Source organism: Pseudomonas sp. TH31, from assembly GCF_016650815.1.
Classification (GTDB): domain Bacteria; phylum Pseudomonadota; class Gammaproteobacteria; order Pseudomonadales; family Pseudomonadaceae; genus Aquipseudomonas.
This window is the reverse complement of record NZ_JAEKEZ010000001.1, coordinates 25,667-40,845: the sequence shown is the minus strand read 5'-3', so window position 1 is coordinate 40,845 and position 15,179 is coordinate 25,667. Positions and strand designations below refer to the sequence as shown.

Sequence of the window (15,179 nt, the reverse complement as noted above, 5' to 3'; positions counted from 1 at the left end):
TTGGGGCGTCGGTTTAACCGCGCTCAGGCTGGAAACGCACGACAAAACCTTTCAGGTTCTGCTGGCGCCCCAGCAAGTCACGCAGGCGATCGGCTTCTGCACGCTCGATCAGCGGCCCGACAAACACCCGATTCTTGCCGTCGGCAGTCCGGATATAGGCGTTGTAGCCTTGGCTGCGCAAGGTTTTCTGCAGACTTTCTGCGCTTGCGCGGCTCGCCAGGCTGGCCAGTTGCACCGACCAACTGATCGACAGGCCATTGGCATCGACGCGGCTCTGGGTGGTGTCCGGCTTGGCCGGTGCAGCAGCAATCGGCTGGGCCGGTGCCGGCTTCACAACAGGCGCAGGCGCCGGCGCAACCGGTTTGGCGGCTGGCGCCACCGGGGCCGCCGGGGTGATTGGCATCGACGGTGCCTGATCATCAGCAATCTCGTCGTCGCTTGGCACTGGCTCCTGGGGCAAGGCTTGCGGTTCAGGCACCACCACCGGCTCGACCTGTACTTGCGCCACCGAAGGGGCTTGCGGCGCAGACGGCGCCTGCACCGTCACTTGACGCTGTTCGTCCTGACGGGAAAACAGCATCGGCAAGAAAATCACCGCCAGCGCCACCAACACCAGGGCACCGACCATACGCTGTTTGTATGCCTTATCCAGCAAAGCCATTTGCCGCTTCCTCCGTGGAGCGCCGGGCCAACCATTCAAGGGCCTCGGCAACACAATAAAATGATCCGAACAACACTATCTCATCGTCACTCGTCGCCAGCGCGCATTGCCCTTCCAGGGCCGCCGCCACACTGTCATACGACGCTACCGAAGCGCCAAGGTTCTGTAACGCCGCGTGCAAATCTGCAACGGGACGTGCTCGCGGCGAATCCAGCGGCGCAACAGCCCATGACTGGACACTAGCACTCAATTCGCCGACCACACCATCCAGATCCTTGTCCGCCAGCAATCCGAACACCGCCAGACGCTTGCCGACCGGCGGCCGACTGGCCAGGCGCCGGGCCAGATACTCTGCCGCATGCGGGTTATGCCCCACATCCAGTAACAAATTCAGGCGCTTGCCCTGCCAGTTGAACTGCCGACGATCCAGCCGACCGACGATCCGCGTCGCCTTCAGCGCTTCGACAATCTGTGCATCAACCCACGGCAAACCTGACAACAGATAAGCCTGCAATGCCAGCGCGGCGTTTTCCATCGGCAGATCCAGCAACGGCAAATCATGCAACTCGACGACACGCCCTTGAGCGTCAACGCCACGCCACTGCCAGTTGTGATCGGTGATCCCGAGATCAAAATCGCGCCCACGCAGGAAAAACGGGCAAGCCAGCTCGCGCGCCTTGTCCAGCAAGGGTTGGGGAGGATTCAGATCGCCACAGAGCGCAGGCGCGCCCTGACGGAAGATGCCCGCCTTCTCGTAGGCCACGGACTCACGGGTATCGCCCAGGTAATCGACGTGATCGACACCAATACTGGTGACCAGCGCCATGTCCGCGTCGACCACGTTGACCGTGTCCAGACGCCCGCCCAGGCCGACTTCCAGCACCACCGCATCCAGACTGGCCTGCTGAAACAGCCAGAATGCCGCCAGGGTGCCCATTTCGAAGTAGGTCAGGGACGTTTCGCCGCGGCCGGCTTCGACCGCCGCAAAGGCCTTGCACAGTTCGGCATCAGTGGCTTCGACGCCATTGACCTGCACCCGCTCGTTGTAACGCAGCAGGTGCGGAGAATTGTAGACACCGACATTCAGGCCTTGCGCCCGCAGCAATGACGCCACAAACGCACACGTCGAGCCTTTGCCGTTGGTGCCGGTGACCGTAATCACCCGAGGCGCCGGCTTGCCCAGTCCCATGCGGGACGCTACCTGTTGCGAGCGCTCCAGGCCCATGTCGATGGCCGAAGGGTGCAACTGCTCAAGGTAGGCGAGCCATTCGCCAAGGGTGCGCTCGGTCATATGTTCGCAGGTACCGGTGGAATCACGATTGGCTCGATTGGCGCAGCGACGAATTTCGGCGTCGGCAGGCCCATCATTTGTGCCAGCAGGTTGCCCAGACGTGGGCGCAGTTCCTGACGGTGAATGATCATGTCGATCGCGCCGTGTTCCAGCAGGAACTCGCTGCGCTGGAAGCCTTCCGGCAGTTTTTCACGCACGGTTTGCTCGATCACACGCGGACCAGCGAAACCGATCAGGGCTTTTGGCTCGCCGACGATCACATCGCCCAGCATCGCCAGACTGGCGGAAACGCCGCCGTAGACCGGGTCGGTCAGTACCGAGATAAACGGAATGCCTTCTTCACGCAGGCGCGCCAATACCGCCGAGGTCTTGGCCATTTGCATCAGGGAGATCAGGGCTTCCTGCATCCGCGCACCGCCGGAGGCAGCGAAGCAAATCATCGGGCACTTGTTTTCCAGCGCGTAGTTGGCGGCGCGAACAAAACGCTCACCCACGATGGCGCCCATCGAACCGCCCATGAAGGAGAACTCAAACGCCGAGACCACCACCGGCATGCCCAGCAGGGTGCCGCTCATGGAGATCAGTGCGTCTTTTTCACCGGTCGCCTTTTGCGCAGCGGTCAGGCGATCCTTGTACTTCTTGCCGTCGCGGAATTTCAGACGGTCAACCGGCTCCAGTTCCGCACCCAGTTCGGCACGGTCTTCGGCGTCGAGGAAAATATCGATGCGGGCGCGGGCGCCGATACGCATGTGGTGGTTGCACTTGGGGCAAACATCCAGGGTCTTTTCCAGCTCCGGACGATACAACACAGCCTCGCAAGACGGGCATTTGTGCCACAGACCTTCAGGCACCGAGCTCTTCTTGACCTCGGAACGCATGATCGAAGGGATCAGTTTGTCTACTAACCAGTTGCTCATGCTTTCTTTCTCCAGTACCGGCGGCCCGAACGCTTTGGTTCGCAGCCCCGCGTATGCCCTTGAGCTAAATTCATGTGTGTGGCGATGATCGCGGGAAGCCGGGCCAGTGAAACTGACCTTCGTACCACCCAAAAACCCTCAGCCTCTTTTCTACAGTGCTGTGGACGGCGGCAGTCTGCCAGCCGTCACATCAACGTAGGAGCTTACTAGGTGCTGGGTAGGAGCTGGGTAGGAGCTGACGAGTGAAACGAGGCTGCGATCTTTTGATCTTGCTTGCAAAAAAAACAAAGTCAAAAGATCGCAGCCTCGTTTCACTCGTCAGCTCCTACAGGCTCCTACAGGCTCCCAGGCGCACCTACAGGCTCCTGCGTACTGCTTTTATAAATGCCTGAATCTTTGCGTGATCCTTGATGCCCTTGCTCGCCTCGACTCCACCGCTGACGTCCACCGCATAGGGCTGAACCCGGGCAATCGCCTCGGCGACGTTTTCGGGGTTCAGGCCGCCGGCCAGGATAATCGGCTTGCTCAAGCCTGGCGGTATCAAAGACCAGTCGAACGCTTCGCCAGTTCCGCCCGGCACGCCTTCGACATAGGCGTCGAGCAGGATACCGCTGGCGCCTGGGAAGGCATCGCACGCCGCCGCGATGTCATCCCCGGCCTTGACCCGCAGGGCCTTGATGTAAGGCCGATTCCAGCTTTCGCACTCGGCAGCGTCTTCGTCGCCATGAAATTGCAACAGGTCCAGCGGCACCGCGTCGAGGATTTCGCCCAGTTCGCAGCGGCTGGCGTTGACGAACAAACCCACGGTGGTCACGAACGGCGGCAAGGCCTTGATGATCGCCCTCGCCTGCGCAAACGTCACCGCCCGCGGGCTTTTGGCGTAAAACACAAACCCGATGGCATCAGCCCCGGCCTTGACTGCCGCCAGCGCATCTTCTATGCGGGTAATCCCGCAAATCTTGCTGCGAACGGCTGACATGTCGATAGAACCCCAAGGCAAATCCGAGAAAGTCCCGGATGGTAACAAATGCGTTCGAGGGCGTCAGCCGTCAAGTTCGGTGAAACCGGTCAGAAAGTGCGGCCCAATGTAACGCTCGGGCAACGGGAACTCGTCGCGGTACTCAACCTGCACCAGATACAGGCCGTACGGGTGCGCAGTGACCCCGCCAGAACGGCGAACACGGCTCTCCAGCACTTCCTTGATCCACTCCACCGGGCGCTCGCCGGCACCGATGGTCATCAGCACCCCGGCGATGTTGCGCACCATGTGATGCAGGAAGGCGTTGGCGCGGATGTCCAGCACGATCATCTTGCCGTGCCGGGTGACGCGCAGGTGATGCAGTTGCTTGATCGGCGACTTGGCCTGGCACTGTCCGGCACGAAACGCGCTGAAGTCGTGAGTACCGACCAGATACTGGGCGGCTTCAGCCATGCGCTCTACGTCCAGCGGACGGTGGTTCCAGGTGATTTCTTCGTTCAGGTGCGCCGGGCGAATCTGATCGTTGTAGATCACGTAGCGATAGCGCCGGGCGATGGCTTTGAACCGCGCATGAAAGTGCGCCGGCATGACCTTGGCCCAACTGACGCTGATATCGTGAGGCAAATTGATGTTGGCACCCATGACCCAGGCCTTCAGTGAACGGTCGACCCGGGTATCAAAATGCACGACCTGGCCGCAGGCATGCACGCCCGCGTCGGTGCGCCCGGCGCAATGCAACGACACCGGTGAATCGGCGACTTTGGACAAGGCCTTTTCGAGGGTTTCCTGCACGGTGAGCACGCCAGAGGCCTGACGCTGCCAGCCGCGATAACGCGAGCCTTTGTATTCAACGCCCAACGCGATCCGGAAAAAGCCGTCGGCCGCCATTTCGGCGGCCGGATTATCTATATTTGCCAAAGGGTGACAGCCTGCTGATATGCGCAAAGGCGGGCATTATAAGGCCGCGAGTCCGGGACGCCAGAACCGCGTGGCATTTGCGCCATGGCATCGCTCCTACAGACGTCGCTATATAGATAAATACACAATGAAAACACAAAAACCGAGACCTTATGATGACCGCCACTCTGAACAAGGAAGCCGTCGGCCTGGCCTACAGCCTGGAAGGCATGCAGCACGCTAAACGCAAGACCTGGGAAGCCATCGAAAAAATGGCCCGCCGGATCAAACCCGGCATGCTTGAATCCGAGGCCCAGACGATGAGCCTGGAAGTGCTGAATGAACTGGGCATGGACCGAATCTGGCATCCATCGAAAATTCGTTTCGGCGAAAACACCCTGAAAACCTTCAAACAGCGCTCCGACGGCGATCCGGTGCTGGCTGAGAACGATATTTTCTTTATCGACCTCGGCGTGGTCTGGGATCGCCATGAAGGCGACTCGGGCGCGACGTTCACCGTCGGCTACGACCCCGAGATGAAGGCGTGTGCCGTGGCGGCAAAAGCCTTGTTCGATCTGGTTCATGAGCATTGGCGCACGCAAAAGGTCGCCGGCCCTGAGTTGTACCGCTATGCCGACGAGCAGGCGAGCGCAATGGGCTGGAAACTGAACCTGGAGATCAAGGGGCACCGGGTCAGTGATTTCCCCCATGCGATCTATCGTGCCGGGGATCTGGGCAACTTTGAGGACTGCCCGAATGTAGGGTTGTGGATTCTGGAGATCCAGATCGCCCACCCTACCCGGCCGTTTGGCGCGTTTTATGAGGATTTGCTGGCTTAAGATCAAAAAATCGCAGCCTTCGGCAGCTCCTACAGGGGTTTGCGTACCCCCGTAGGAGCTGCCGAAGGCTGCGATCTTTTTCCCTTCACCAAAAAAAACGGCAGCCTCTATGGGCTGCCGTTTTGTTTACAACTTACTTAACCATCAAGCCAGGCGCGAAAGCATTTCCTTCGCTTCAGTCTTCTGACCAGCATCACCCTCGGTGACGACTTCATTGAGGATGTCCCGCGCACCGTCGTTATCGCCCATGTCGATGTAGGCCTGGGCCAGATCGAGTTTGGTGGCAACTTCATCAGTGCCGGAGAGGAAGTCGAACTCCGGCTCGTCAGCCACCGAGGCAGCCGCGTCTTCTGCGGTGAAGGTCGGTTCATTGATGGTCTGGGACAAACGATCCAGTTCCGCGTTGACGTCACCCAGTTCTGCCGAGAAGGCATTCGGCGCCTCAGGGGCGTCCATCTCGTCAGCCAGGGACAGGTCGAAATCGGCCGGCAGTTCCAGGTCGTCCAGCGCCGCCTCGGTCACGGCAGGCACTTCGGTGCCCGGCAGGTCTTTAACGCCTTCATCCAGGTCCAGCAGGAAGTCGTCATCGGCCAGGGTCGCTGGCGAGGCATCGCCACCGAGGTCCAGGTCCAGATCGAAGTCCGACAGGTCGTCGAGGTTATCCTTGATGCCCGTCTGCTGTTGCAGCACCGACCCAAAGCTCAGGTCGTCGTCCAGCGGGAATTCGTCCAGCCCGGCCAACGCTTCTGGCTCAGGTGCGGCTGCCGGAGCCGGAGCAACCACAGCCGGAGAAACGTTTTCCAGGTCATCGAGGCTCAAGTCAAAAGCGCTGTCGAGATCATCGACAGCCGGTTCTGGAGCCGGCGCTTCAGGCTCGTCCAGCAACAGGTCCTTGACGTACTGAGCGTCCAGCTCGGCAGCGACGGCGGCGGCAGCAATGCCACCGGCAACTACGAGGGCCATGGCCGGGAAGCGGCTTTTCAGCTGTTCGACCTGGGCAAAGTTATCGCCATTGGCCACCAACTGACGCTCCTGGGCCACGAACGCATCACGATCACCTTGCTGACCATAGACTTCCATCAGCTTCAAACGCAGATCACTGCGTTGCGGTTCTTGCTTGATACCGTCTTCCAGCAACGCGGCTGCCTGATTCAAACGACCGGCGGTGATATGCGACTGGGCATGGGTCAGTACGTCGTCGTTGCGCTCGGCGGCAGGCGAAATCAGCGGGGCGGCAATCGGCGGTGTGACCACGACTGGCGCAATCACTGGAGCCGGTGCAGGTGCAGGCACAGGTGCCGGAGCAGGTACATTAGCGAGCTTTACGCTCGGCGGCGGCACTTCAAGGCCTTCGAAGCTGCTTTGCGGCAAGTCCTGCTCGGTGGAAAACTCCTGCTCCTCAGACAAGGCACGCGCCATGCGCAGATGCTTTTCGGCTTCTTGCTGGGCTTTGCGGCGACGTGCCAGCAGCAGCAGCAACAACAGCAGAACGACTGCCCCCCCCAGCAGACCCAGCAGGACCGGATTGGTCAGCAAGTCATTGAAGGTCTGATCGCTGGAAGCCACAGGCTTCGGCTCGATCGGCGTTTCGGCCGGGGCCGGAGTCGCCTCGGGCGCCGTCACGACAGGCGCTGGGGCTACTGGAGCCGTCGCCGTCGGGGTTGCCCCAGGCGCGGGCGCCAACTGAGCCGACATCGCCGGAGCGGTGGCAGCCGCCGGAGCCACCGGAGTACCCGCAGCCCCGTCAGCCTGCAACTTGGCCAGTTGATTGTTTTTCAGCTCGATCAGGCGCTGCAGCTTGTCCAGCTGACTTTGCAGATCGGTCATGCGGCTTTTCAGTTCGGCATTGTCACGACGGGTCGTGTCGAGGCTTTCCTGGGTTACCGCCAGCTTGTTGCTCAGGTTCTTGGCATCACCGGCAGCACCCTTGCGGCCCTTGCCGGATTCGGCAGAGACCAGGCTCAGGTTGTCTTTCGCTGCCTGAGTCGAAGCGGCATCGCCACGACCGCGCTTGGTGGCGTCGAGCTGCTGCTGGCCTGTTCCGGGCTTGGCCACATAACGACGACCCTGACGCCATGCGGTGTTCTGCGCCGCCACTTCAGCGATGGCTTTAGGTTGCGCCAGGCTGGTGCTTTGCACCTGATCCGGCATGCGCAAGACCTGGCCGGTCTTCAGCAGGTTGATGTTGCCATTGATGAACGCATCCGGGTTCAGCGCCTGGATGGCCAGCATGGTTTGCTGTACCGAACCGCCATTACGCGCCTTCGCTGCGATTTCCCACAGGGTATCGCGCGGCGTGGTGGTGTAGGTCGGCTTGGTGGCCCCGGTCGTTGGCGCCGTGACGGCTTGAGCCGACGCAGGTTGCGCGGCGGCATCGGCAGTTTGCGGCGAGAATTTGGACGGATCGAGCAGCACGCTGTAATCGCGCAGCAAGCGACCGCTTGGCCACATCACCTGAACCAGGAATTTCACCATCGGTTCGGAGAGCGGTTTGCTGGACGTCACGCGCAGGATGCTTTTACCGCCAGGGTTGAGCACCGGGGTAAAGGTCAGGTCATTGAGGAATGCCTGGCGATCAACCCCGGCCTTGGCGAAATCGTCGGTCGAGGCCAGGCTCGGCACCACTTCGGCAGCGGTGAGGTCCTTGACGTCGAGCAGTTCGATTTCTGCCACCAGGGGCTGGTTCAGCGTCGACTTCAGGGTCAGTTCCCCGAGCCCGAGGGCTTGCGCCATACCGGAGGACAGCGCCGAGGCGGCCGCTATTGCTAACACCAGTTTGCGAACTTGAACCATAGCCTCATCCTTTGTTTGAACATTCCTCGGCCAGCGAGAAGGTGTTGAAAGTCGCTGCCGTAAGGCATTGCGCGCGGCGGCGAAGGGTCGTCGCGCGCGATCATTTCTTTGATGCCCTGGAAAGCCCCGTAGGGTGACTCGCCTTCAGCACTCCGGCCAAGCATAGCGCTCAGCTAGAATCATTCGACAAATTGTTGCCAAGTATCTTTTACAGCAGGTCTTTTATCAACAATTCAGCGACCTGCACAGCATTGAGCGCCGCGCCCTTGCGTACATTATCTGACGTCAGCCACAGATTTAGTTCCGACAGGTCGTCAACTCCGCTGCGCACCCGACCGACATAGACCACATCCTGCCCTACCGCGTCACCCACCGGCGTCGGGTAATCACCCGCTTCTACCAGCTCGATGCCCGGCGCGTCTTCCAGTGCGGCGCTTACTTTGGCCAGGTCCACAACGCTCGCTGACTGCAAGGTCACACTAAAGCTATCGCCAAAAAACACCGGGGCTTGAATACAAGTCGCGGAAATCTTTAATAAAGGCAACGCCATTACCTGACGCAGCTCACGCACCAGGCGTTTTTCCAGCAGCGTATGACCCTGGTCATCGGGTTTGCCGACTTGGGCCAGCAAATTAAAGGCCATTTGCCGATCAAAGAAAGTCGGCTCCAGCGGACGCACGTTGAGCAGTTCAGCGGTTTGCCGGGCCAACTCGGTCACCGCTTCGCGGCCCTGGGCGGAGACCGCCAGGCTGGCGGTTACGTTGACTCGCTGCAGGTCGATCACGCTGAGCAACGGCGCGAGCACTACGGCCAATGTGGTGGCCGACGGGCTCGGGCTGCTGACCTGGAACGGCTTTTTCAGACCCGCCAACACCCGAGCGTTGGCCTCCGGCACCACTTGCGGCGCCTCATCCGCCGGCAACGCGCCGGACAGGTCGATCAACGAGCAACCCGCCGCGCGAGCACGGGAAGCGAAACTCAGGGTCACCGCCGGGCCGGCGGCGAAGAACACCAACTGAACCTTGCTGAAGTCGAACTCATCGACTTCCCGCACCCGCACGTTCTTGCCGCGAAACGGCACCGAATGCCCGGCGGATTCGCTGCTGGCCAGCAGGTGCAGGTTGCCGACCGGGAAATCCCGCTCTTCAAGAATCTGCACGAGCGTTTCGCCGACAGTACCGGTGGCACCGATCACGGCAATATCGAAGGACTGGCTCATGGTTCTACCTCAGGCGAAACGGGGGGAGCGGCACTTTACCGGGTGGCTGGCAGTTCGGCAATTTAGAGCAAAAGATCGCAGCCTTCGGCAGCCCCTACAGGATCGGGTTTTCACGCGGTCAATGTAGGAGCTGCCAAAGGCTGCGATCTTTTCGCATCAAAAAACCCGTACCTCTTTCAAGGTACGGGTTCTTTCACAGCTTCAACCGATCAACGCTCAAGCAGAATCCGCAGCATGCGACGCAGCGGTTCGGCCGCGCCCCACAGCAGTTGGTCGCCGACGGTGAAGGCGCCGAGATACTGGGTACCCATGTTCAGCTTGCGCAGACGGCCAACCGGTACATTCAGGGTGCCGGTAACTTTCGTCGGGCTCAGCTCCTGCATGCTGATTTCACGCTGGTTCGGCACCAGCTTGACCCAAGGGTTGTGCTGGCTGATCAGCCCTTCGATGTCGGCAATCGGCACGTCTTTGTTCAGCTTGATGGTCAGCGCCTGGCTGTGGCAGCGCATGGCGCCGATGCGCACGCAGATGCCGTCGACCGGAATCGGGCTCTTGAAGCGACCGAGGATCTTGTTGGTCTCGGCCTGGGCCTTCCACTCTTCGCGGCTCTGACCGTTCGGCAGTTCCTTGTCGATCCACGGGATCAGGCTGCCGGCCAGCGGCACGCCGAAGTTTTCGGTCGGGTACGCGTCGCTGCGCATGGCTTCGGCGACACGGCGGTCGATGTCGAGGATGGCGCTGGCCGGGTCGGCCAGTTGATCGGCGACAGCGGCATGGGTCGCGCCCATTTGCTTGATCAGTTCACGCATGTTCTGCGCGCCGGCACCGGAGGCCGCCTGATACGTCATGACGCTCATCCACTCCACCAGGCCGGCTTCGAATAGACCGCCCAGGCCCATCAGCATCAGGCTGACGGTGCAGTTGCCGCCGATGTAGTTCTTGGTGCCCGCGTCGAGCTGCTGGTCGATGACCTTGCGGTTCACCGGGTCCAGCACGATCACCGCGTCATCCAGCATGCGCAGGCTGGAAGCGGCGTCGATCCAGTAACCCTGCCAGCCGGCTTCGCGCAGTTTCGGGAAGACTTCGCTGGTGTAGTCGCCACCCTGGCAGGTCAGAATCACGTCGAGGGTTTTCAGCTCTTCAATGCTGTAAGCGTCCTTGAGCGGAGCAATGTCCTTGCCCACCGACGGGCCTTGGCCACCGACATTGGAAGTGGTGAAAAACACCGGCTCAATAAGATCGAAATCCTGCTCTTCCAGCATCCGCTGCATGAGCACGGAACCGACCATACCGCGCCAACCGATCAGACCTACACGTTTCATCGCAACTACACCTTCTTTAAAAAGTGGGCCGCTGCTTTCGAAGTTGAAAGTGGCAGCGGGCCCGAGAGATTACAGATTCCGCAGCGCGGCGACTACTGCGTCACCCATTTCCTGCGTACCGACTTTAGTGCAACCGTTCGACCAGATGTCGCCAGTGCGCAAGCCCTGGTCCAAAACCAGACTGACGGCCTTCTCGATGGAATCGGCTGCGTCCTGCAGATTGAAGCTGTAACGCAGCATCATCGACACCGACAAAATGGTCGCCAACGGGTTGGCAATGCCTTTGCCTGCGATGTCCGGCGCCGAACCGTGGCACGGCTCGTACATGCCTTTGTTGTTGGTGTCCAGGGACGCCGACGGCAGCATGCCGATGGATCCGGTGAGCATCGAGGCCTGGTCGGACAGGATATCGCCGAACAGGTTGTCGGTGACGATCACGTCGAACTGCTTCGGTGCGCGTACCAGTTGCATGGCGGCGTTGTCGACGTACATGTGGCTCAGTTCGACTTCAGGGTAATCCCTGGCGACTTGCTCGACCACTTCACGCCACAGCTGGCTGGACGCCAGCACGTTGGCCTTGTCCACCGAGCAAAGCTTTTTGCCACGGACCATGGCCATGTCGAAACCGACACGGGCGATGCGGCGGATTTCGCTTTCGCTGTACGGCAGGGTGTCGTAGGCCTGGCGCTCGCCGTTTTCCAGCACACGCACGCCCCGTGGCGCGCCAAAGTAGATGCCGCCGGTCAGTTCACGGACGATCAGGATGTCCAGGCCAGCAACGATTTCAGGCTTCAGGCTCGAAGCCTCGGCCAACTGCGGGTAGAGGATCGCCGGGCGCAGGTTGCCGAACAGGCCCAGTTGCGCACGAATCTTCAGCAGGCCGCGCTCAGGGCGGATGTCACGCTCGATGGTGTCCCATTTCGGGCCGCCCACGGCGCCCAGCAGTACGGCGTCGGCAGCACGGGCGCGATCCAGGGTTTCGTCAGCCAGCGGCACACCGTGCTTGTCGATCGCGGCGCCGCCGATTACGTCGTGGCTCAGCTCGAAGCCCAGGCTGTACTTGTCGTTCGCCAACTCCAGCACCTTGACCGCTTCGGCCATGATTTCCGGGCCAATACCGTCACCTGGGAGAATCAGAATCTGCTTGCTCATGCTTTCCTCATGTCATCAGTCGGTGCGCCCGTGGGCGCACCCGGAAAAATTCTATCGCTCGGCGCTCAGGGGGCCGAGCTTATCGTTCAGCCATCAGCACCAGCACATCTGTACTGAACGAACCATCGACCTCAATCTCAAAATACTCGCGCACTTCATTGCCCATCGACTGCTGCAACTCGAGGATCGCCGCGCGCATCACTTCTGGCGTGCGCATGCGCTCGACCCAGGAGGTGTACTCCAGACGCAGCCGCTGACGCGTGGTGCTGCGGGTATGCAACCCCGCCTCGCTGACCTGGCGCAACCACTCGCCGGCCGAATAATCGCGCACATGGCTGGTGTCGCGCAGCACTTCGACGCTTTGCAGGTAGGTGTCGAACAACGGGCTGCCCGGCGACAACACGTCGATGAACGCCGCTACGCCGCCCGGTTTCAGCACCCGGCGCACTTCGCGCAGGGACACGCCGAGATCGCTCCAATGATGCGCCGAATAACGGCTGAAGACGAAATCGAACTCGCCATCGGCGAACGGCAGGCGCTCGGCGGCGCCATTGACCGTGGTGACGTTGCTCAAACCACGGTCAATCGCAGCGCCAGCCACCACGTCGAGCATTTGCTGCGACAGGTCGTAGGCCACCACCTCTTTCACCAGCGATGCCACGTGGAAACTCACATGACCGGCGCCGCAACCCAGGTCCAGCACGCGGGCATTGCCCTGCCCGGCCAGTTCAGCCTGTAGCAGTGCGAACTCGGTGCCTTGAGCGTGAACGGCGCTGCTCAGATAGGCCGAGGCCTGTTCACCGAATTGCTTTTGTACAACCTGGCTGTGGGCGGTGCTGGTCATGATGATTTCCATATGTGTAATCGGGTTTTAAGATCAAAAGATCGCAGCCTTCGGCAGCTCCTACAGGTGTACGCCGCTCCATGTAGGAGCTGCCGAAGGCTGCGATCTGTTCAACGGTCACCTCAAAACATCAAACATCGCGAAACAACCACGGCTGGCTCGCCCGGTGCTTGCTTTCAAACGTTGCAATGGCCTCGTGGTCCTGCAAGGTCAGGCCGATGTCGTCCAGACCATTAACCAGACAATGCTTGCGGAACTCGTCCAGCTCAAAGCTGTAAACCTTGCCGTCCGGGCGGGTCACGGTCTGGGCCTGCAAGTCGACCGTCAACTCGTAGCCAGGATTCGCTTCAACCTGCTGGAACAGTTCATCGACTTCAGCGTCGCTCAAGATGATCGGCAGCAAGCCGTTCTTGAAGCTGTTGTTGTAGAAAATGTCGGCGTAGCTCGGCGCGATGATGCTGCGAAAACCGTACTCTTCCAGCGCCCACGGCGCGTGCTCACGGCTGGAGCCGCAACCGAAGTTTTCGCGGGCCAGCAGCACGCTGGCGCCTTGATAACGCTCGGCGTTGAGCACGAAATCCTTGTTCAGCGGACGCTTGGAGTTGTCCTGGTAGGCATAGCCCACGTCCAGGTAGCGCCACTCGTCAAACAGGTTCGGGCCAAAACCGGTACGCTTGATCGACTTCAGAAACTGCTTCGGAATGATCTGGTCGGTGTCGACGTTGGCTCGGTCCAATGGCGCGACCAAACCGGTGTGTTGGGTAAAAGCTCTCATGTGCGGTTCCTCAGATCAGTTCGCGAACGTCGATGAAACGACCGTTGACGGCAGCCGCCGCGGCCATGGCCGGGCTCACCAGGTGCGTACGGCCACCGGCGCCCTGACGCCCTTCGAAGTTGCGGTTGGAGGTCGACGCGCAATGCTCGCCCGACTCCAGGCGGTCCGGGTTCATCGCCAGGCACATCGAGCAACCCGGCTCACGCCACTCGAAACCGGCTTCGAGGAAAATCTTGTCCAGGCCTTCAGCCTCGGCTTGCGCCTTCACCAGGCCCGAGCCCGGCACCACGATCGCTTGCTTGATGGTCGAAGCGACTTTGCGGCCCTTGGCGATCACTGCAGCCGCGCGCAGGTCTTCGATCCGCGAGTTGGTGCAGGAGCCGATAAACACGCGGTCCAGTTGAATGTCGGTGATCGCCTGATTGGCGCTCAAGCCCATGTACTTCAAGGCGCGTTCGATGGAACCGCGTTTGACCAGGTCCATTTCCTTCGCCGGGTCCGGCACGTTCTGATCAACGGCCAAGACCATCTCGGGCGAGGTGCCCCAGCTGACTTGCGGCTTGATCTGAGCGGCGTCGAGTTCAACCACGGTGTCGAACACGGCATCAGCGTCAGACACCAGGTCTTTCCAGGCTTCGACGGCCATGTCCCATTCCGCGCCTTTCGGGGCGAATGGACGGCCCTTGACGTATTCCACGGTTTTTTCGTCAGCGGCCACCAGGCCAACACGAGCGCCGGCCTCGATGGACATGTTGCAGATGGTCATGCGGCCCTCGACGGACAAGTCGCGAATCGCGCTGCCGGCAAACTCGATGGCGTGGCCGTTACCGCCGGCGGTGCCGATCTTGCCGATCACCGCAAGGACGATGTCCTTGGCGGTCACGCCGAACGGCAATGTGCCCTCGACCGAGACCCGCATGTTCTTCATTTTTTGGCGACCAGGCACTGCGTGGCGAACACGTGTTCAACCTCGGACGTGCCGATGCCATGAGCCAAGGCGCCAAACGCGCCGTGAGTCGAGGTATGCGAGTCGCCACAGACCACGGTCATGCCCGGCAAGGTGGCGCCCTGCTCCGGGCCGATCACGTGAACGATACCCTGACGCACGTCATTCATTTTGAATTCGGTGATGCCATATTCGTCGCAGTAGTCATCGAGGGTCTGAACCTGCAAACGCGAGACCTGGTCGGTAATCGCTTCGATGCCGCCCTTGCGATCCGGGGTGGTCGGCACGTTGTGGTCCGGGGTGGCGATGATCGAGTCGACGCGCCAAGGCTTGCGCCCGGCCAGGCGCAGGCCTTCGAAAGCTTGGGGCGAAGTCACTTCATGGATGATGTGGCGGTCGATATAGATCAGCGACGACCCATCGTCGCGCCGTTTCACTTCATGGGAATCCCACAGCTTGTCGTAAAGCGTTTTGCCGGCCATCAGACGGTCCTCATCAGCTTGTTTCTATGCCGTGGGTGTTGAGCAACTCAATAACCCCTTGG

12 protein-coding genes and 1 pseudogene are annotated in these 15,179 nt (G+C 60.7%); 1 reads left to right on the top strand and 12 read right to left on the bottom strand.

Going from position 1 to position 15,179, the window contains the following annotated elements; all coding sequences use genetic code 11:
• Nucleotides 1-13: 13 nt before the first annotated feature.
• From JFV26_RS00205 to truA, 5 genes are all read right to left on the bottom strand, one after another.
• Entirely contained in the window at nt 14-661 is a 648-nt protein-coding gene (locus JFV26_RS00205; protein WP_201188667.1) for an SPOR domain-containing protein, read from the bottom strand.
• Nucleotides 645-1,952, bottom strand: coding sequence for a bifunctional tetrahydrofolate synthase/dihydrofolate synthase (gene folC, locus JFV26_RS00200; RefSeq protein ID WP_201188665.1), 1,308 nt, complete (start codon nt 1,950-1,952; stop codon nt 645-647). Before folC ends, JFV26_RS00205 begins: the two co-directional genes overlap by 17 nt.
• The gene (gene accD, locus JFV26_RS00195) at nt 1,949-2,869 is read right to left on the bottom strand and encodes an acetyl-CoA carboxylase, carboxyltransferase subunit beta (protein WP_201188663.1); all 921 of its coding nucleotides are present in this window, start codon (nt 2,867-2,869) and stop codon (nt 1,949-1,951) included. The genes folC and accD overlap by 4 nt, the downstream gene beginning before the upstream one ends.
• Nucleotides 2,870-3,224: 355 nt before the next feature.
• Complete coding sequence (locus JFV26_RS00190) at nt 3,225-3,848, bottom strand: phosphoribosylanthranilate isomerase (protein WP_201188661.1); 624 nt, start codon at nt 3,846-3,848, stop codon at nt 3,225-3,227.
• Nucleotides 3,849-3,911: 63 nt separating this feature from the next.
• Nucleotides 3,912-4,736: a tRNA pseudouridine(38-40) synthase TruA gene (truA, locus tag JFV26_RS00185; RefSeq protein WP_446739889.1), complete on the bottom strand. Its 825-nt coding sequence runs from the start codon at nt 4,734-4,736 to the stop codon at nt 3,912-3,914.
• Between the two features lie 185 nt (nt 4,737-4,921).
• On the opposite strand from truA, the gene JFV26_RS00180 reads away from it, so the two are divergent.
• Nucleotides 4,922-5,584, top strand: coding sequence for a M24 family metallopeptidase (locus JFV26_RS00180; protein ID WP_201188997.1), 663 nt, complete (start codon nt 4,922-4,924; stop codon nt 5,582-5,584).
• A gap of 144 nt (nt 5,585-5,728) precedes the next feature.
• Here JFV26_RS00180 and JFV26_RS00175 read toward each other — a convergent pair whose 3' ends face one another.
• From JFV26_RS00175 to leuC, 7 genes and pseudogenes are all read right to left on the bottom strand, one after another.
• Nucleotides 5,729-8,377: a FimV family protein gene (locus JFV26_RS00175; RefSeq protein ID WP_201188657.1), complete on the bottom strand. Its 2,649-nt coding sequence runs from the start codon at nt 8,375-8,377 to the stop codon at nt 5,729-5,731.
• Nucleotides 8,378-8,585: 208 nt separating this feature from the next.
• Entirely contained in the window at nt 8,586-9,596 is a 1,011-nt protein-coding gene (locus JFV26_RS00170; RefSeq protein ID WP_201188655.1) for an aspartate-semialdehyde dehydrogenase, read from the bottom strand.
• A gap of 209 nt (nt 9,597-9,805) precedes the next feature.
• Nucleotides 9,806-10,918, bottom strand: coding sequence for an aspartate-semialdehyde dehydrogenase (gene asd / locus JFV26_RS00165; RefSeq protein ID WP_201188653.1), 1,113 nt, complete (start codon nt 10,916-10,918; stop codon nt 9,806-9,808).
• 69 nt (nt 10,919-10,987) lie between these two features.
• Complete coding sequence (gene leuB / locus JFV26_RS00160; protein ID WP_201188651.1) at nt 10,988-12,070, bottom strand: 3-isopropylmalate dehydrogenase; 1,083 nt, start codon at nt 12,068-12,070, stop codon at nt 10,988-10,990.
• A gap of 79 nt (nt 12,071-12,149) precedes the next feature.
• Nucleotides 12,150-12,914 carry a class I SAM-dependent methyltransferase gene (locus JFV26_RS00155; protein WP_201188649.1) on the bottom strand — a complete coding sequence of 255 codons (765 nt, stop codon included), beginning with the start codon at nt 12,912-12,914 and terminating at the stop codon, nt 12,150-12,152.
• Between the two features lie 130 nt (nt 12,915-13,044).
• On the bottom strand, nt 13,045-13,689 hold the full coding sequence (gene leuD, locus JFV26_RS00150) for a 3-isopropylmalate dehydratase small subunit (RefSeq protein ID WP_201188647.1): 645 nt from the start codon (nt 13,687-13,689) through the stop codon (nt 13,045-13,047).
• Nucleotides 13,690-13,699: 10 nt separating this feature from the next.
• A pseudogene (gene leuC, locus JFV26_RS00145) lies at nt 13,700-15,117 on the bottom strand (3-isopropylmalate dehydratase large subunit).
• Nucleotides 15,118-15,179: the final 62 nt, after the last annotated feature.